The 18,247-nt window shown below is 66.9% G+C and carries 16 protein-coding genes and 1 tRNA gene; 10 read left to right on the plus strand and 7 right to left on the minus strand.

All coding sequences use genetic code 11. The annotated features are described in order from the left end of the window. Positions 1-210: 210 nt before the first annotated feature. The gene (locus ACCQ09_RS09500; RefSeq protein WP_011037458.1) at positions 211-1,869 is read left to right on the plus strand and encodes a methyl-accepting chemotaxis protein; all 1,659 of its coding nucleotides are present in this window, start codon (positions 211-213) and stop codon (positions 1,867-1,869) included. Positions 1,870-1,878: 9 nt separating this feature from the next. Beyond that, positions 1,879-2,388, plus strand: a complete 510-nt coding sequence (locus ACCQ09_RS09505) for a chemotaxis protein CheW (RefSeq protein ID WP_011037457.1) — start codon at positions 1,879-1,881, stop codon at positions 2,386-2,388. A gap of 39 nt (positions 2,389-2,427) precedes the next feature. Here the strand turns inward: ACCQ09_RS09505 and ACCQ09_RS09510 are convergent, their stop codons facing one another. Beyond that, positions 2,428-3,504 (minus strand): GGDEF domain-containing protein, encoded by a 1,077-nt coding sequence (locus ACCQ09_RS09510; protein ID WP_029216996.1) that lies wholly within the window; start codon positions 3,502-3,504, stop codon positions 2,428-2,430. A gap of 221 nt (positions 3,505-3,725) precedes the next feature. After that, the gene (locus tag ACCQ09_RS09515; protein WP_162866337.1) at positions 3,726-4,328 is read right to left on the minus strand and encodes a hypothetical protein; all 603 of its coding nucleotides are present in this window, start codon (positions 4,326-4,328) and stop codon (positions 3,726-3,728) included. Between the two features lie 343 nt (positions 4,329-4,671). On the opposite strand from ACCQ09_RS09515, the gene ACCQ09_RS09520 reads away from it, so the two are divergent. Together ACCQ09_RS09520 and ACCQ09_RS09525 are read left to right on the plus strand one after the other, a co-directional pair. Continuing rightward, positions 4,672-4,899 (plus strand): hypothetical protein, encoded by a 228-nt coding sequence (locus tag ACCQ09_RS09520; protein WP_227970979.1) that lies wholly within the window; start codon positions 4,672-4,674, stop codon positions 4,897-4,899. 82 nt (positions 4,900-4,981) lie between these two features. Continuing rightward, positions 4,982-5,242, plus strand: coding sequence for a hypothetical protein (locus ACCQ09_RS09525; RefSeq protein ID WP_040941188.1), 261 nt, complete (start codon positions 4,982-4,984; stop codon positions 5,240-5,242). A 373-nt stretch (positions 5,243-5,615) separates the two neighbouring features. Here the strand turns inward: ACCQ09_RS09525 and ACCQ09_RS09530 are convergent. Together ACCQ09_RS09530 and ACCQ09_RS09535 are read right to left on the minus strand one after the other, a co-directional pair. After that, positions 5,616-5,691: transfer RNA gene (locus ACCQ09_RS09530), tRNA-Ala, on the minus strand. 89 nt (positions 5,692-5,780) lie between these two features. Beyond that, a complete protein-coding gene (locus ACCQ09_RS09535) occupies positions 5,781-6,185 on the minus strand; it encodes an H-NS histone family protein (protein ID WP_040941192.1) in 405 nt (134 codons plus the stop codon). A 222-nt stretch (positions 6,186-6,407) separates the two neighbouring features. Here ACCQ09_RS09535 and ACCQ09_RS09540 point away from each other — a divergent pair, with 222 nt between their 5' ends. Both ACCQ09_RS09540 and ligD read left to right on the plus strand, forming a co-directional pair. After that, entirely contained in the window at positions 6,408-6,584 is a 177-nt protein-coding gene (locus ACCQ09_RS09540) for a DUF3606 domain-containing protein (RefSeq protein WP_014507988.1), read from the plus strand. 11 nt (positions 6,585-6,595) lie between these two features. Continuing rightward, positions 6,596-9,145 (plus strand): DNA ligase D, encoded by a 2,550-nt coding sequence (gene ligD, locus ACCQ09_RS09545; protein WP_040941193.1) that lies wholly within the window; start codon positions 6,596-6,598, stop codon positions 9,143-9,145. 88 nt (positions 9,146-9,233) lie between these two features. On the opposite strand, the gene rnd is transcribed toward ligD, so the two are convergent. Then, positions 9,234-10,322 (minus strand): ribonuclease D, encoded by a 1,089-nt coding sequence (gene rnd / locus ACCQ09_RS09550; protein ID WP_040941194.1) that lies wholly within the window; start codon positions 10,320-10,322, stop codon positions 9,234-9,236. A 97-nt stretch (positions 10,323-10,419) separates the two neighbouring features. Here rnd and ACCQ09_RS09555 point away from each other — a divergent pair, with 97 nt between their 5' ends. Both ACCQ09_RS09555 and ACCQ09_RS09560 read left to right on the plus strand, forming a co-directional pair. Next, positions 10,420-12,297 carry a formylglycine-generating enzyme family protein gene (locus ACCQ09_RS09555; protein WP_040942303.1) on the plus strand — a complete coding sequence of 626 codons (1,878 nt, stop codon included), beginning with the start codon at positions 10,420-10,422 and terminating at the stop codon, positions 12,295-12,297. 106 nt (positions 12,298-12,403) lie between these two features. Next, positions 12,404-13,657, plus strand: coding sequence for a virulence factor (locus ACCQ09_RS09560; protein WP_228427817.1), 1,254 nt, complete (start codon positions 12,404-12,406; stop codon positions 13,655-13,657). A 48-nt stretch (positions 13,658-13,705) separates the two neighbouring features. Here the strand turns inward: ACCQ09_RS09560 and xseA are convergent, their stop codons facing one another. Together xseA and queG are read right to left on the minus strand one after the other, a co-directional pair. After that, complete coding sequence (gene xseA, locus ACCQ09_RS09565) at positions 13,706-15,046, minus strand: exodeoxyribonuclease VII large subunit (protein ID WP_011037447.1); 1,341 nt, start codon at positions 15,044-15,046, stop codon at positions 13,706-13,708. 117 nt (positions 15,047-15,163) lie between these two features. Next, a complete protein-coding gene (gene queG / locus ACCQ09_RS09570) occupies positions 15,164-16,231 on the minus strand; it encodes a tRNA epoxyqueuosine(34) reductase QueG (RefSeq protein ID WP_040941196.1) in 1,068 nt (355 codons plus the stop codon). Between the two features lie 24 nt (positions 16,232-16,255). Here queG and ACCQ09_RS09575 point away from each other — a divergent pair, with 24 nt between their 5' ends. Together ACCQ09_RS09575 and tsaE are read left to right on the plus strand one after the other, a co-directional pair. Then, positions 16,256-17,743, plus strand: a complete 1,488-nt coding sequence (locus tag ACCQ09_RS09575) for a bifunctional ADP-dependent NAD(P)H-hydrate dehydratase/NAD(P)H-hydrate epimerase (RefSeq protein WP_040941197.1) — start codon at positions 16,256-16,258, stop codon at positions 17,741-17,743. Beyond that, a complete protein-coding gene (gene tsaE, locus ACCQ09_RS09580) occupies positions 17,740-18,240 on the plus strand; it encodes a tRNA (adenosine(37)-N6)-threonylcarbamoyltransferase complex ATPase subunit type 1 TsaE (RefSeq protein ID WP_011037444.1) in 501 nt (166 codons plus the stop codon). The genes ACCQ09_RS09575 and tsaE overlap by 4 nt, the downstream gene beginning before the upstream one ends. Positions 18,241-18,247: the final 7 nt, after the last annotated feature.

Below are 18,247 nucleotides of genomic sequence, written 5' to 3' on the forward strand. Positions count from 1 at the left end.
GGCGCGCGGCAAGCGAGCGAACTGTCACAAATTGGCATATCCGTTCGTGTGAACGGCACATTCAGGCTGAAACCGTCTCAAGCACGTTTTGCTTGCGCCGATAGCCATTAACGATTGGTTTAGCAAGGCACATCAATCGCTGCCCCGATGGTGTCAGCAAGTGCCTGCCGACGCACCGCACTCATGCACGTTCACTCAAGAGACATCCCAATGTTAGGCAACCTCAAAATCGGAACCCGGCTGATCGTGGCGTTTCTGATCGTTTCGGCGATCGGCGCTTGCATTGGCTGGGTGGGGTACTCCAACTCCGGCCGGCTCAATGACCTGTCCACCACGTTGTACGAGCGCGAATTGCTGGGCTTGTCCAACGTGAAGGAAGCCAACATCAATCTGATCTACGCCGGCCGTGCACGCGCAAACCTGCTGCTGGCCAGCAGCGCGGAAGAGCGCCAGTCGCACGTGCAGAACATCGACAAGTACACCGCAAAAGTGGTCGATTACATGACACGTGCGCGGGCCAGCTTCGAAACCGACGAGGGCAAGACCAAGCTGGCGCAGTTTGATCGCGCCTGGCAGAAATACCTGGATGAGCGCGGCCGCTTCATCGAGGCCGCCAACCGCGAAGCACTGCGCGAGGCCAACCCCGAATTGGCCGAGCTGTCACGCGCGGTGCGCGCCAGCTCGGATGAGGTCGATACCTTGATGACCGACCTGAGCAGCTTGCGCGAACGCAGCGCGGCGTCGGCGAACGCCGAAACCGGTGCAATCCACAGCAGCAGTTCCAAATTGCTGATGGCCATTATCTGCGGTGGCGTGCTGTTGGGCGGGGTGCTCGGTGTGGTGATCAGCCGCAGCGTCACCGGCCCGATCCGCCGTGCGGTGGAAGTGGCAAACGGGCTGTCCGAAGGCGATTTGACCATGCGCATCGAGGTGCATGGTCGCGACGAAGCCGCGCAGCTGCTCGAGGCGATGCGCACCATGGTGCAGAAGCTGTCGCAGGTGGTAGGCGAGGTCAACACCAGTGCCGAAACCCTGGCCAGCGCCTCGGAAGAAGTCAGTGCCACTGCGCAGAGCATTTCGCAGGCTGCCAGCGAGCAAGCGGCTGGCGTGGAAGAAACCAGCGCCTCGCTGGAGCAGATGACCGCATCGATCAGCCAGAACACCGAAAACGCACGCATCACCGACGGCATGGCCACCCAGGCCGCGAAGGAGACCATTGAAGGTGGCGAGGCGGTCGTGGCCACCACGCAGGCGATGAAGCAGATCGCACAGAAGATCGGCATCATCGACGACATCGCATATCAGACCAATCTGCTGGCACTCAATGCTGCCATCGAAGCTGCACGCGCCGGCGAGCACGGCAAGGGCTTTGCGGTGGTTGCTGCCGAAGTGCGCAAGCTGGCCGAACGCAGCCAGGTGGCGGCGCAGGAAATTGGTGAGGTCGCCAGTTCCAGCGTCGAGCTCGCCGACCGCGCCGGCCGCTTGCTGGACACCATCGTGCCCAGCATCAAGCGCACCTCCGATCTGGTACAGGAAATTTCTGCCGCCTCTGAAGAACAGTCCTCCGGCGTCAGCCAGATCAACTCGGCGGTAGTGCAGTTGAGCCAGACCACCCAGCAGAATGCCAGCGCCTCCGAAGAACTCGCGGCCACCGCTGAAGAGATGAGCGCGCAGGCCGAGCAGCTGCAGCAGAGCATGGCGTTCTTCCGGCTAGGCGGGCAGGCGCCGGCCAGTACGCCGCCCAAGCGCGGCAAGGCCGTGGCCGCGCGCGCAACCCGCAGCAGTGGCGCACGGACCTGGCGCGGCACTGCCGCACCGGCCTACGCCATGTCCGAGGGCCCGGACGAGGGCCAGTTCGCACGATTCTGAGGACGACCGATGGATGCGTTGACACCCGATGCGCTGCTGGGCGATGCCGATGCGGCAGCCCAGTATCTGACCTTCCAGCTGGACGGCGAGACCTTTGCCACCAGCATTCTCGGCATTCGCGAGATCATCCAGTACCGTGCACCCACGCCGGTGCCATCGATGCCGGCCTGCGTACGCGGGGTGATCAACCTGCGCGGCGCAGTGGTGCCGGTGGTGGATCTGCAGGCACGGCTGGGACGTGCCGACAGCAGCATCGGCAAGCGCAGTTGCATCGTGATTCTGGCCACCGAGCAGGCGCAGGGGCCGCAGGTGATCGGCGTGCTGGTGGACGCGGTCAATGCGGTGATCGAGCTGGCCGATCACGACATCGAAGCAGCGCCGTCGTTCGGCACGCACATCCGCCGCGATCTGCTGCGCGGCATGGGCAAGGTGGGCGAGCGCTTCGTCGTGCTGCTGGAGATGGAGCAGGTGTTGCGAGTGGACGAGATTGCTGGCGAAACCGACGTGCTGGCGGCCTGAAATCCGCGAAACGAAGCGCCTGCGGCGGTGGCGCGTTGATCAGCGGTCGGTCTGCCAACCATCGAAGCGCTGGACGCAATTGCGCCCCGCACGCGCGGCACCGAGCAAGGCGTGGCGGGCACGCGCCATGAGGACATGGCTGTCCAATGGCTCGCCAGGCGCGACGCAGACCAGCCCGGCGGTGATGCTGATGGTGTCGGCTGGCCAGCAGGCAGCGGCGATCGTGGTTTGCAGGCGCTGCACGCTCGCCAGTGCCTGCGCGCTGTCTGCGCCGGGCAGCACCATGCAAAAGTGCGCTGCGCCGATGCGCGCGACACCGCCGGGTTCCTGCGGCTCGGTCTCGATACAACGTGCGGCCTGCACGAGTGTTGCGTCGGCAGCGTCGCTGCCGAACTGCAGCTTCAGCCGTTTGAAGCCGTCGATCTCGATCAGCACGAATGCCAGGCCGTGCAGCTTTGCCACCGGCGCGGCGTCTTCCAGCATGTGTTCCAGACCCTCCCGGTTCCACAGATCGGTGAGCGGGTCGCGTAGGGCATCGCCTTCCAGCAGACGCGCGGCCTGGCGCAGTTCGATGGTGGTGACGACTTGGCGGGCTAGCGCCTGCAATGCAGTGCGCTCGGCGTCCGACAAGGTGCGCGGGGCGCGATCTAGCACGCACAAGGTACCCAGCGCCACGCCGTCGGACGTCAGTAGCGGTGCACCGGCGTAGAAGCGGATCTGTGGCCCGCCTGTCACCAGTGCGTTGCGCGCGAAGCGTGGGTCCACAAACGTGTCGCCCACTTCCATCATCTGGTCGGGCTGCAGGATGGCGTGCGCACAGAACGCCAGGTCGCGCGGTGTTTCGGCGGGCTGCATGCCCACGCGCGACTTGAACCACTGGCGGTCCTGGTCGATCAGCGAGATCAACGCCATCGGCGTGCGGCAAAGCTGCGCGGCCGCTGCGGTGATGTCGTCGTAGAGCGGCTCCGGCGCGGTGTCGAGAATGTTGTAACTGTGCAGCGCGGCCAGACGGTCGTCTTCGTTGGCCGGTGGCGGTGCACCCAAAGCAGCCAGCGCATTGCCGGACAGCAGCGTGGCGTGGGCCAGGTTCAGCGACGGCGCGTCGGGGGTCTGCATCGAGCGTGGTACCGGCAGGGGCCCGCAGGGGCGCGAATAGGAACGGCTGGTTGTCATCGGGCGGCAAGCGCTGGCGCGCGCGGTGCTGCTAGCCGATCTTGCCACACTCGTTGGCTTGCACGTGGCGCCGCGTGGGCATTTGCTGGCTTGAATGTGGCCTGCGCACCGCGCAGTGTGAAACGGGAGCTCGCGCCATGCACAGGCATTGCTTTCGATCGACTTCAAACCGCGCCAACAGGCGCCGTCCGTCGTGGCGCGCGCATCACGGGCGCAGCGCTAACGTTCGTTTGCAATCTTTCAACGGAGTCGCCCAGATGATGCCCGACCACACACCGCGTGAAAACGAACCCGACAGTCAGCATGGCGAACTGGAAGGCCAGCAGGATAGAAAGCAGGACGAAACCGCCAAGCAGCGCCCTGGGCAGACCGATCAGCAGATCCGCGATACCGAAAGCCGCCGCCCCAAGCCCAGCGACGAGCAGGGCACATAGCTGTACATCGATCTGGCTGCGCGGCAGGTTGTGAGCCATGCGCCGCGAGGCGCGCTGCTTCATACCGCCAGCGTTGCTAATCGACTGCGGTATGTAGCGATCGGCTGCAGTGCAATAGGTGGACGACAGGTGCAGTCCTGCTGCATCGTTGTGATGCGCGGGTGTAGTGAATCCCATGCACTCATGAAGCCGCTTCTGGACTGCCGATAACGCCCGAGTATTCCAGGGCAGTTGGCCATCGGCGCTGCGGGTGCGCGGCATGTCGGGCACGTAACCTCGCTGTGCCTTCAGTGCATCTAATGGGCGACCAGCGCTCTTCGCTTGCAGCAGCATGTTTGGGACGTCGCCTGCAGCGCCGCACTGAGGGGTTGACGCAAGTCAGATGCATCGACATCAGTAGGTGACGGGCATCCCGTTCAAGGTGCCCTGCAAGATCGCGGCCGGCCGCCGCTCACATGTGGGTGCTGAAGCGAGGACTGTGTTGAGGCACTCGCGGCGCGGCTAAATCGCTGGCGATTGCCCCGCCACCGAGTAACGCAGTTCCATCGCAAATTCAAAGGTGTTCATCCGCTGGCGCGCTGACGGGTTGATCGAGCGACACGCTGTAAGAAAAATAGCAACTGGGCCATACCACCCTTGTTCTATGCCATTGCACGGCTACGTCGGTCTTTTCCGAGTGACTACGGTCGAAACCAAACGCCTGGGCGCCAACGAATGGATGTCCACCGCGTACATCCACCACGGTGATGAGGCCGAGGCGATCCGGATCTTACCCGATGTGGGCTGTAGTGCTGATCGCATGGAGGCGCGCCGCCAGGGAATGCAGGCGGGCGTACAGGCAGCGCAGTTGCTGCATGCTGGTGTCCGCAAGAGGCAAGAGCCGCCACGCTGGCGCAATGTCTAACAGCGCGCTGTCGATGCGACTGCACGCGGTCATGCGTCAGCCCACACGTGCTCGTCAGATGCGCGCTGCGATACTGCACCGCATGAAACAGCGCACCCTACAACGCACCGTGCTGCATGGTCATTGCGGCGAGTTCCGCGTGGAAACGGTCGAGTTCCAGGCGCCGGGCGACCCGCAGTGGAGCTCCACGGCGTATGTCTACCATCGCGATCTGTCATCGGCGGTCGCCACGATTGAAGAAGCTGGCAAGGCCGGCTATCGCGGCGATGCGCGGGCCCAGGCAATGCAGCTTGGCCGCTGCCTGGCGGAGTTCCTGGATCCGGCGGGTTACCGCGTGGCGTGACGCGATTCGGTATTTGCAGTGCGCGCTAGCATCGGCGCCAGCGTCACCCCGAGTGCCGGATTCTTCTTGCCACAGAATCGATATTCCAGTCGCTACTAGCGGCCGCCGGCCGCCGGCCGCCGGCTGCTGGTAGCTCCAGATACGGTCTGCCAACACTCTCGTGGTCTTCAGCGCCAAGTTGGCGCGACAAAGAGAGAAGTCAAAGAGTGGCGGCATTTAAATCTGAGTTGGGTTACAAGTGCCCCCCAAATATGCCCCCACTGTCTCGCGCGTTTCAACGAAACGATCCGCTCCGGCCAAAAATGCAGAAGGCCGGTCAACCCATCCTACAGCAGGGTTTCCGGCCTTCTTCCATCCCGTTCGGGATGCTATCTGGTGGAGCGGAAGGGGATCGAACCCTCGACCTTCGCGATGCGAACGCGACGCTCTCCCAGCTGAGCTACCGCCCCACGTGACTCGATTCTAACCACATGCCACGCGGTTCGCCAAGGGCTGCCTGCGTGGCTGGCCGCATCGGGGGATGCGGCCGGTGGTCTGATTACTCGCGAATCAGCGGGAACTTGAGGTCGGGGTTCTTGGCTTTCCATTCCTTGTACGACTCCGTGCCTTCCCATGCGGCGAAGGCCTTCGGCGTGCGTCCGCGGCCAGACCAGGTCTCGCCGGTGCCGGGAAGCTCGTACTTCGGGCGCACTTCGCTGCGGCCGGTCTTCACCACGTCCTTGCGGGCAGCGGTGGTGGTGCCCAGGTACGCGGCAATGTCGTTGCGCTGCTTGGTGTTGAAGTGGCCGGCAAACTGCTCGAGCAGCGACACGATGGTGGCATGTGCAGAGGATGCCTCACTGGCGCGCTCGGTTTTTTCCTGTTCTTCCAGCTTCTGCAGCTCGTCCAGCAGCTTGGCTTTGGCTTGCGCGATGGAATCCAGTTTCGAAGAAGTATTGCTCACAGAGGTATGGCCTCGGAATAAGAGTGGAGACACCGCCCGATGGGCGCGCGCCATTATGGCACTGGTCTGTGGATGGTCGTTGCACGGACACGGCTTTACACATGCGCTAAACGGGCCGTTCACGGGGTCTGGCCGGGTGCTTTCGCATTGTCGTGCTGCGCCTGCTGCAAGACGCCATCGCGTCTGCTGGCAGGCCCAACCGCAACAATACAGGAGCATGCCATGAGTGATGACACCCGCAATGTCGGCACGCCGGATCGTGACCGGATCAATGTGCACGAAGCCTACGAACTGCAGTATTGGACCAAGGCCCTTGGCGTGAGCGCCGACGAACTACGCGCGGCCGTGGATGCGGTGGGGCCGGTGGCCGCCAAGGTGCGCCAGCACCTGGGCAAATAGGCCCAGCTTGCATGAGCCTGAGCGAATACCGCCGCAAGCGCAGCTTCGACAAGACCCGCGAGCCGGAGCCAGGCAAGCTGCTGCCGCAGGGGCAGCGGGCGATCTTCGTGGTGCAACTGCACCACGCCAGCCGGCGCCACTACGATTTCCGCTTGCAGGTGGGCGATGCGCTCAAGAGCTGGGCGGTTCCGAAGGGGCCAAGCTACGATCCGGCAGTCAAGCGCATGGCGGTAGAGGTGGAAGACCACCCGGTGGACTACGCCAGCTTCGAAGGCGAGGTTCCCAAGGGCGAATACGGCGGTGGCCACGTGGCCCAGTTCGATCATGGGGTCTGGGCCACCGCCGGTGACCCGGAAGCACAGCTGGCCAAGGGCCACCTGCGCTTCGAGTTATTCGGCAGCAAGCTCAAGGGCGGCTGGCACCTGGTGCGCTCGAGCAAGCCGGCCCGCCAGCCGCAGTGGTTGCTGTTCAAGGAAGACGACGCCTATGCCGGCACGCTGGAAGCCGACGATCTGCTGGCCGATGTGGCTGCCGCGCCAGCAGAGGATGTACGTCGCGCCGGGGCTGGCAAGGCCCAACGCAAGGCACTCACTGCCGTGCCTGTGCCACGGGCGCGTGCACGTAACGCCTGGACCAACGCCGCGTTGAAACTCACGCACGCGCGGCGCGGCGACATCACCGATGCCGCTTTCGCACCGCAGCTGGCCAAGCTCGGGCAGGCGCCGCCGGAAGGGGCGCAATGGGTGCATGAAATCAAGTGGGACGGTTATCGCATCCTGGCCACGGTGACCGATGGTCAGGTACGGCTGTGGTCGCGCAATGCGCTGGAATGGACCGACAAGATTCCCGATCTCCGCGATGCGATCCAGGCGCTCAACCTGCGCTCGGCACGGCTGGATGGCGAGCTGATCGCCGGGCGTGGCACCAAGGAGGATTTCAACCTGCTGCAGGCGACCTTGTGGGGCGAACGCCAGGTGCCGCTGGCGCTGGCGGTGTTCGACCTGCTGCACATCGATGGCGTGGAGATCAGCGAGGCGCCGCTGCGCGAACGCAAGCAGCTCTTGCAGCAGGTCCTGGCGAATGCGCCCGCCGGCCATCTGGCCTACAGCTCGCATGTGGAGGGCGATGGGCTGGAGGCGTTCCGGGTCGCCGGTGAGCAGCACTTCGAAGGCATCATTTCCAAGCGTGCCGACCGGCCGTACCGCGGCGGTCGCAGCGATGATTGGCGCAAGACCAAGCAACTGGCCAGCCAGGAATACGCGGTCGTCGGCTATACCGCGCCCAAGGGCAGCCGTACCGGCTTCGGCTCGTTGCTGCTGGCCACGCCGGACCCGCAGCACGGCTGGTTGTATGTGGGGCGGGTTGGTTCTGGCTTTTCGGATACGTTGATGCAGGAGGTGACCCAGCACCTGCACCGGGGCGGCAAGCGGCCCACCGCGCATATCCCCACCGAGGACACCGATCTGCGCGGCGCCACCTGGTTCGCGCCGCGGTTCGTGGTGGAGGTGTTCTATCGCGGCATCGGGGGGCAGCAGCTGTTGCGCCAGGCCTCGCTCAAGGCGGTGCGTCTGGACAAAGACATCGCCGACCTGGCCGACAGCGATATGGGGGATGTCAGTCCCGCGCAGGCCGACGTGGCCGACACTCCAGCACGCGGGCGCAAGCGTGCAAACAAGCAAGCGCCCGCGCAGGGCGAGCCCACGTTGTCCAGCCCGACCAAGCTGATCTACCCGGACATCCGCGCCACCAAGGGCGATGTCTGGGACTACTACCACGCGGTGATGGATCACCTGCTGCCAGAGATCGTGGGGCGGCCGTTGTCGATCATCCGTTGCCCCAATGGCGCGGAAAAGCCGTGTTTCTTCCAGAAGCATCACACCGCCGGGCTGGAGCGGGTGAGCTCGGTGCGGTTGAAGGAAGAGACCGGCAGCAATGCCTACTATCTGGTGGTCGAAGATGCGCCCGGGCTGCTGGAACTGGTGCAGTTCAATGCGCTGGAATTCCACCCCTGGGGCTCGCATGCCGCGCGGCCGGACATGGCCGATCGCGTGGTGTTCGATCTGGATCCGGGCCCGGATGTGCCATTTGCCGAGGTCAAACGGGCCGCCACCGATATCCGCAAGCTGCTGGCGCAGCTGGAGCTGGAATCGTTTCTGCGCGTCTCCGGTGGCAAGGGCCTGCACGTGGTGGTGCCCTTGAATCCGGGCTGCGATTGGGAGTTGACCAAGCGCTTTGCCAAAGGCTTTGCCGACGCATTGGCGCAATCCGAGCCGGACCGCTTTGTGGCGACGGCAACCAAGCGCTTCCGCAACAAACGCAGCTTTGTCGATTATCTGCGCAACGGGCGTGGGGCCACCGCAGTGGCGTCGTACTCGCTGCGCGGCCGCCCGGGCGCACCGGTGGCATTGCCGCTGCCGTGGTCAGATTTGGCCAAGCTACATCGCGCCAACGCCTTCACCCTGCGCGATGTCCCAGACAAGTTGCGTCGCCGCCGCAAGGACCCTTGGGCAGACATCGCGCAGATTCAACAGAACCTGGCGCGCTGGGCGGACCAGGGCTGAGGCACGTACTGCCTCTCACACAAGCACGCCGGATGCGTTCTTGCCGCACGCCGCCGCAGTCACGCGGCAAACGTGCGCAACACGCCGCTCAGGGCGTTGCCGCATCCAGCAGCGGCAGCAGATCTGCTTCCAATGCGTCGCGTCGCCACTGCCCGAGCGCGGCCGGCCAGCCGCGCTGTTCGATCAGGGTTTCCAGATGGCGGCGCGAGGCGAGGATGCCATCCGGCAGCTCGAGCTCGCGGCTGCGCTGCGCCACTGCATCCTGCAGGCGCTTGAGCGTGGCCTTGTTGCCATCGGTAGAGGCCTGCGCCAGCGGGGCGTGGTCTTCATCGGGCAAGGGCGTGTTGAGCGCCTCCCAGACCGCGTTGGCGAGCTTGCGCGGGGACTTGGGAAATTTGTCGAACTGGCGCATCAGTGCGTCCAGATCCGCTGGCGGGAAGCGCGCCAGCTGGCTGGCCAGTTCGTTGTCCAGGATCCAACTGCGTGGGCGATCGCTCTGCCGTGCCTGCAGGTCGCGCCAGCGCAACAGGCGCAGCAGGCGGCGCTGTGCGGCCGGTTCCAGAAACTGTGCGGTGCGCAGGCTCACGTGCGGCCAACGGTCGCCATCGTCGTGCTCCACTGTGCCGAGCAAGCGCTCGCCATCTTCGGCCAGCCAGCCCAGGCGGTCCTGTGCGGTCAGCTTGGCGGTGAGCGCGTCGTGGATGGCAAACAGGTAGCGCACGTCGTCGGCGGCGTATTCCAGCTGTGCGGGCGAGAGCGGGCGGCGCATCCAGTCCGAGCGGGTCTCGCCCTTGGTGAGCAGGGTGCCGGTGATTTCCTGCACCAGTTTCTGATAGCCCATGCCGCCACCGACGCCGGCCAGTGCGGCCGCGATCTGGGTGTCGAACAACGGCCGCGGCAGCACGCCGCAGGCACACTTGAAGGTGACCAGATCTTCGCTGGCGCTGTGCATCACCTTGACGATGTCCGGCGCGATCAGCCAGTCCTTCAGTGCATCGGTCATGCCCGGAATCAACGGGTCGATCAGCAGGATCTCCTCACCGATCGCCATCTGCACCAGCGCCAGTTGCGGCCAGTAGGTGCGCTCACGAATGAATTCGGTATCCAGGCCAATGCGGGACGGACGCAATTGCAGACGTTCGGTCAATTCGGAGGGGTGGGTGATCCAATGGGGCACGTGATTTCCGTCGACAGCAAGGGTTTGCGTAGAGCGCGCAGAATAGCCTAACGTCGCGATCGCCTGCCGAAGGGGCAGTGCCGGGCAAGGAGTGGGTGTGGGTCAGTGCGGCAATCGGATCGCAGCATGGGCGCTGGTCGCGCTCTGTGCCGGCGCGTGCTCGCGCGAGCCGACACCTACGCCTGCGGCGGTTACCGAGCCGCGCGTGGCCGCCACTTCCAGCGCAGCGCCGGCCACCGCACCGCGTGTGTCCATTGGTGGCGAAGAATCCGCCGAGACCGTTACGCAGTGGCAGCCACCACCGGTGGACCTGGGCGAGACGCCGCTGGCGCAAGTGCGCCAGCGCGCCGCCGAGGCGTTGAAGGAAGACCGCCTCTACCGCAGCGCCGACGATGCCATTCCGCTGTATCTGGCGATCCAGCAACGCAGCGAGGGCAAGGATGCGGTCAGCCGACGTGGCCTGGAGCAGGCACGGCGGCGTCTGCTTGAGCGCGGCCATGCGCTGGTCGAGCAGACCGACCGCCAGGACAACGCACTGGAGCAGGCGCGCGAACTGGCGATCGTGGCACTGGCCCTGGCGCCGGAAGATCCCAAGGTGCGCGCGCTGCAGCTCGAAGTGGAAACGGCCCAGCGCGTGCTCGGCTTCAATCGCGCCGGCGAGGACGATCTGCGCAACGGGCGCCTGGGCGAAGACGGCAACGGCGCGCTGGTGAACTTCCGCGATGCCGCCCAGCTGGACCCAGACAACCCGCGCACACGCCAGGGCCTGGCCGCAGTGGAAAGCGCCTTGCTGCGGCGTGCCGAACAGGCCGCCGAGACTGCCAACTTCGTGGCGGCGCGCTACTGGCTGCAGATGGCCGGCCAGGTGCGCGAGCGCGCGCCGACCATTGCCGATGCACGTGCGCGTGTCGAGCGCATGCGGCGCGCGCAGATCGCCGCGCTGCGCGATGCCGGCCTGCGTGACCTGACCACCCCGCGCGGGCTCAAGCCGGCCGGCGAGAAACTGGCCGAGGTGCTGCGCATTGCCGATCCCGGCGACCCGGTGGCTGGCGATCTGCGGCGGCGGCTGGAACTGGCCACGCACTACGGCAGTTTTCGTCCCGGCCAGGTCTTCACCGATGGCCTGAAGGTCGGCGGCCGCGGCCCGCAGATGATCGTGGTGCCACATGGTGCGTTCCGCATGGGCGCAGGCGACTACGAGCCGGGCGCATCGGACAACGAACGCCCGGCGCATTACGTGCGTTTTGCGCGCGGGTTCGCGATGTCCATCACCGAAGTCACCGTGGCAGAGTTCCGCCAGTTTGTGGAAGCGACCAAGGCGCGGCCGCGCGCAACCCGGCGCGGCCATTCGGTTGTCTACGACGAGCGCAGCGGCAACTTTATTCGCCGTAGCGGGGTGGACTGGCAATCGGATTACAACGGCGCCCAGGCCGCCCCCAACAGCCCGGTGATGCACGTGAGCATCCGCGACGCCGAGGCCTATGCGACGTGGCTGTCCGAACAGACCGGCCGCCACTACCACCTGCCCAGCGAAGCAGAGTTCGAATACGCGCTGCGTGCCGGCACCACCGGCCGCTATCCGTGGGGTAACCCGGGCGTGCCGCCGCCTGATGCGGGCAACTTCACCGGCGGCAACGACGTCTCGCGCAGCGGGCGGCACTGGAACAACGGCTTTGTCGGCTATGGCGATGGCTTCTGGGGGCCGGCGCCGGTGGGCAGTTTCCGCGTCAATGCTTGGGGCCTGCACGACATGGGCGGCAACCTGAGCGAGTGGGTGGCCGATTGCTGGCACGCCAGCTACCGGCGCGCACCGGCCGACGGCGCCGCGTGGTTCAACCCCGGTTGCCGGCAGCGCCTGGTACGTGGTGGCAGCTGGGCCAATTCGCCGCTGCAGACACGCGCGGCCTGGCGGCTGTCGCAAGAGTCCGACACCACCAGTGCGCGCATCGGCTTCCGCCTGGCACGCGGCATCTAGGCCGGCGCGGCGGCAGGCTTAACCACGCAAAACGGCGCCACTGCATGGATGGAACCGGGCGCGGCCTGCGCCGGTCCAAGCCGCAGCGTTTTCAAGGACCGCCGCGATGACCTGGGGTATCAAACTGTTTCGCTGGATCGTGGCGCTGCTGTTCATTGCAGGCAGCGGCTATGCCGTTGCCCGGCATTTGCAGGACGGCAACACCGCCGGCAACTACGGCGCGGTGGAAGTGGTGCGCCCGGAAGGTACGCCCAAGGCGATGGTGGTGCTGCTGCCGGACAGCGCACACGCCGAGCAGGGGCAGCAACTAGCCGACCTGCTCAGCGACGATGGCGCGCTGGTCGCGGTGGTCGACACCGCGCGGTACCGTATCCGTGCGCGCAGCCGGCATGCTGCCTGCAGTGCGCTCGCCGACGACGCCGAGCGGCTCGGCAAGAAATTGCTGCGCGCCGAGCACGTGGATGCCTTCCTGCCGCCGGTGCTGGTCGGGCAGGGCGATGGCGCGCTGCTGGCGCGTCAGGCGGTCGCCAACGCTGCGCCGGATGTGCTCGGCGGCGTCGTGGTGGCCGATGGCGACGCCACCGACACCGACACCGGGTTGGCGTGCCTGCACGACGTGCCCGACCCAAACCAGGGCTTCCTGGATGCCCAGGTGGAAGATGCCAGCCCGGCACAGATCGCCGCCGCCACGCGCGGCCATTTCCAAACCGCACAGGCGCAGGGCCTGGCCGACCTGCCGCTGGTGGAACTGCACGCGCCCGGCAGCGATCGTCTGGTCGTGCTGCTCTCCGGCGACGGCGGCTGGCGCGAGATGGACAAAGGCATCGCCGCACGCCTGCAGCAACAGGGCGTGTCGGTGGTCGGCTTCAACAGCCTGCGCTACTTCTGGGGCAGCCGCACGCCGCAGCAGGTGGGTGTGGATCTGGACCGGATCATCGCCACCTACCAGCAGCGCTGGCATGCGCATCACGTGGCCTTGGTGGGCTATTCGTTCGGTGCGGATGTGTTGCCGTTCGCATTTCCCGAACTGCCGGCGGCGCGCCGCGATGCGGTGCAGTTTGTCGGCTTGCTGGGCCTGGCCCATCAGGCCGACTTCAAGGTGCGGGTGGGCGGTTGGCTGGGCTGGCACAACGAGGCCGAGCGCCCGATCGCCCCCGCGCTGCAGGCGCTCGATGCGCATCGGCTGCAATGCATTTATGGCGAACAGGAGAAGGACACCTTGTGCCCGGAGCTGCGCGCGCGCGGCGTAGAGGTCATTGCACGTCCTGGCGGCCACCACTTCGACCGTGACCCGGGTGCGCTGGCCGACATCCTGCTGCAGGGCTGGCAGCGCGCAGCGCAACTGCCTGGGCATGCGTGACGCCCGCGCAGCGGCAGGCAGGTTGCACAGCGTGCCTGGATGAGCGCGTCAGCCGGTCTCGCTGGTGTCGACCACCACCGTCACGCTGCCATCGGCCAGTTGTGCGCGCAGGCGATCACCCTGGGTCAGTTCGGCGGCACTGCGCACCACGCTGCCATCGGCCTGGCGGGTGACGATGGCATAGCCGCGTGCCACCGTGGCCAGCGGGCTGACGGCTTCCAGCGAACGCACCAGGCCGCGCAGATGCAGGTGATCCTGTTGCAGGCGCCGCTGCATTGCCGCTTGCGGATGTGCAGCGCGCAGGCGTTGCTGCAGGGGTGCCAGGTGGCGCTGCGGGCTGTGTGACTGCACACCGGCCTGCGCGCGCTGCACACGTGCCTGTAGCCGCTCCAGGATATGCTGCATGCGCGCACGCAGATGCCGCGCGGCGTCTTCCTGGCGGCGTTGCAGCAGCTGCAGGCGTGCCTGCGGGCTGCGCGCGCGCAGGCGTAGCGCCAGCCGGTCCGCGTGTTGCATCGCCTGGCCAAGCGTGTGCTGCTGCAGCTGGCTGAGCCGGGCCTGCGCGCGCCGCACACGTGCCACCAGTTCGCGTTGATCGGGCACCAGCAACTCGGCGGCGACCGAGGGCGTGGGGGCGCGCACATCGGCGGCGAAGTCGCTCAGGCTGACATCGGTCTCGTGACCGACCGCCGACACCACGGGCGTGTGTGCTGCGGCGATCGCCCGCGCCAGGCGCTCGTCGTTGAACGCCCACAGGTCTTCCAGCGAACCGCCACCGCGGGTGATCAAAATGACGTCGTAGCGGCCGGAGGCATCGGCGCGTTGCAGCAGCGAAGTGATCTGCGCGGCCGCGCTGTCGCCTTGTACCAGCGACGGCAAAATATCCACCTCCAGCAGCGGGAAGCGACGCGCCAGCACGCTGAGCACGTCGCGCACGGCCGCACCGCTGGGCGAGGTGATCACCGCCAGGCGGCGCACATGCGCGGGCAGCGGCTGCTTGCGCTCTGCGTCGAACACGCCCTCGGCTGCCAGCCGCGCGCGCAGTTCCTCGAACGCGCGCCGCAACGCGCCTTCGCCGGCTTCTTCCATGTGGTCCAGCACCAGCTGGTAATCGCCACGTGCCTCGTACAAGGTGAGGCGCCCGCGCGCGAGCACGCGCAGCCCCTCGCGCGGCTGGAACTTCAGCCAGGTGCTCTTGGGCTTGAACATCGCGCAGCGGATCTGTGCACGCGCATCCTTGAGCGTGAAATACAGATGGCCGGAGGCGGGGCGGGTCACATTGCCCAGTTCGGCCTCCACCCACACCAGGGGGAAACTGCCTTCGAGCAGGTCGCGCGCCAGCGTGTTGAGCTGGCTGGGAGTGAGGATCTGTTCGGTGCGGTCGGCCATCGCCGCATTATCCCGCAGCGGGGCACGCAATGCGTGAGCGGTTGATGCGGCGAACGATCTGGTGTGGACGGTGAAGCAAGTGCGGCGCCCACGTGCAGCAGCGCTCCGCTGACGCAGCTACAGGCCGTGTTGCGCCAGCGCCCAGCCCACATGCTCGCGCACCAGGGCGGAGTCGTCATGGCGCCGTGACTCCAGCGCGGCGAGCACGTCTTCGCTGCCGGGGGCATTGCCCAGGCCAACGGCGATGTTGCGCAGCCAGCGTTCGTGGCCGCTGCGGCGGATCGGGCTGCCTTCGGTACGGCGCAGGAACTCGGCCTCGTCCCAGGCGAACAGCTGCGGCAGGGTCGCCACATCCAGATCGTTTCGCGCGCGGAAATCCGGCTCGTCAGTGCGCTGGGCAAACTTGTTCCAGGGGCAGATCAGCTGGCAGTCGTCGCAGCCGAAAATGCGGTTGCCGATCGGCTTGCGCATGTCTTCGGGAATTGCGCCGTCGTGCTCGATGGTGAGATAGGCAATGCAGCGGCGTGCATCCAGCCGGTGCGGCGCGATGATGGCCTGGGTCGGGCAGATGTCGATGCAGCGCGTGCAGGTGCCGCAATGCGCAGTGGCCGGCGTGTCGATGGGTAGCGGCAGGTCCAGGTAGATCTCGCCCAGGAAGAACCACGAGCCGCCGCGGCGGTCGATCAGGCAGGTGTGCTTGCCGATCCAACCCAGCCCGGCATTGCGGGCGAGGGCGCGTTCGAGCACCGGCGCCGAATCCACGAACACGCGGTAGCCGAACGGCCCGACCTCGGCCTGGATGCGCTCGGCCAGTTTCTGTAGCCGGTTGCGCATCAGCTTGTGGTAGTCACGCCCCAGCGCATAGCGCGCCACGTACGCGCGGCGGCCGTCGTGCAAGGTGTCCCAGGCCTCGGTGTCGTCCTCGCGGCCGTAGTCCATGCCCACCGACAGCACCCGCAAGGTGCCCGGCACCAGTTCCTGCGGACGCGAGCGCTTGTCGCCGTGCTGCGCCATCCAGTGCATGGTGCCGTACAGGCCTTCGGCCAGCCAGCTGCGCAAGTGCGCTTCGTCCTCGCCCAGCTCGATGCCGGTGATGCCGCAGCGCTGAAAGCCGGCCTCGCGCGCAAGCGTGCGGATGCGCGCAGCGGCATCGGTCGGGTCGGGGCGGGCAAGGACGGCGGACATGGCGACAAGTATAGAATTCCCGGCATGTATGCACCGCTCGCTCTTTACGACACCGCTGCCGCGCGCATGCTGGACGCGCAGGCCACCACGCTGCTCGGCGGCGACGGCTACACGCTGATGCAGCGCGCCGGGCAAGCCGCCTGGCAGTGGTTGCAGGAACGTTTGCCGCGCGCACGCCGCATCGTGGTGATGTGCGGCAGCGGCAACAATGGCGGCGACGGCTATGTGCTGGCGCGGTTGGCTCACCGGGCCGGGCGTCAGGTGCAGGTCGTGCATCTGCCCGAACAAGGGCCGGCCAGCGAACTGGCGCAGCGCGCCTGCACGGATTACCTGGCCGTGGGCGGCGCGATCACGCTGTTCCCGTGTGCGCTGGCGCATGCGGATGTGCTGGTGGATGCGGTGTTCGGTATCGGTCTCAATCGCGCGCCCGGTGCGCAGATGGACGCTTTGTTCGATGCCATCAACGCCGCCGGCGTGCCGGTCCTGGCGCTGGACGTGCCCAGTGGCATCGACGCCGATCGCGGCATCGCACCCGGCAGCGCCGTGCGTGCCAGCGCGACCTTGCAGTTCATCGTGCCGCACGTGGGCCTGTACACCGGCGATGCGCTGGAATACGCCGGCGAGCGCGACCTTGCCACGCTGGAGGTGCCGGGCTCGGCATTCGACGGCCTGGCACCGGTTGCGCAGCGCTGGGAGCGTGATGCACTGGCCGCGCATCTGCTGCCGCGCCGACGCAACACCCACAAGGGCGAATCCGGGCGTGTGCTGTGCGTTGGCGGCAATGCTGGCAGCGGCGGCGCCATCATGCTGACCACCGAAGCGGCACTGCGCAGCGGGTCGGGCCTGGTGCAGGTGGCAACCCGCGCCGAGCATGTGGCGCCGCTGCTGGCGCGCTGCCCGGAAGCGATGGTGCGCGGGGTGCAGGAAGACGCCGACATCACCGTGCTGGCCGAGGCCGCCGATGCGGTCGCGCTGGGCCCCGGGCTAGGCCAGGACAGCTGGGCGCGCGCCTTGTGGAGCGGTGTGCTGGCATCGGCCACGCCCACCGTCATCGACGCCGACGCCTTGAATCTGCTCGCATCCACTGCCGTGCCTGCGCGCGGCCCGCGCGTGCTCACGCCGCATCCGGGCGAAGCGGGGCGTTTGCTTGGTCAATCCACCGCACAGGTGCAGCGCGACCGCCTGGGCGCTGCGCATGCGCTGGCCACGCGCTTTGATGCGGTGGTGGTGCTCAAGGGCGCCGGCACCGTGGTGGCCGCGCCTGATCGCTTGCCGCGCCTGATCGACGCCGGCAATGCCGGCATGGCAGTGGGCGGCATGGGCGACCTGCTGACCGGCGTGATCGCCTCCTTGCTCGGCCAGGGCTGGGCGCCCTTCGAGGCCGCCAGCCTGGGCGCCTTGCTGCACGCCTGCGCCGGCGATGCCGCCGCCGCCGACGGCGAGCGCGGCCTGCTTCCCACCGACCTGCTGCCGGCGCTACGCCGTCTGGCCAACGCTGGAGCCATTGCATGACCACGCTGCACGCCTTTCTGGCCGACGTCGATGCCACCGAGCAGGTCGGGCAGGCCCTGGCGGCCACCCGGCCCGCCACCGCCGTGGTGCAGTTGCACGGCGACCTGGGCGCCGGCAAATCCACCCTGGCGCGTGCCTTGTTGCGTGCGCTCGGCGTCACCGGCCCCATTCGCAGCCCCACCTACACGCTTGTGGAACGGTATCCACTGACTGCCGGTGGCGAAGCCTGGCATCTGGATCTGTACCGCATCGGCCACGCGGGGGAGCTGGATTTTCTCGGACTGGACGAGGGCAGTGCCACCCTGTGGCTGGTCGAATGGCCGGAGCGCGGGGCTGGCGCTTTGCCGGCGGCGGATCTGGAGGTCGAATTGGCAGTGGCCGGGGAGGGACGCGCGCTGACCCTGCGCGGCGCGAGCCCAAGCGGGCAGGCATGGGTGAACGAGCTGGCAGCGCGGGACGAGTTGCGGGCGCTTTTTGCCGCCGAACAAGAGGAATGAACGCCAG

The sequence above is a fragment of the Xanthomonas sp. NCPPB 2586 genome (assembly GCF_041475775.2).
Taxonomy (GTDB): domain Bacteria; phylum Pseudomonadota; class Gammaproteobacteria; order Xanthomonadales; family Xanthomonadaceae; genus Xanthomonas; species Xanthomonas campestris.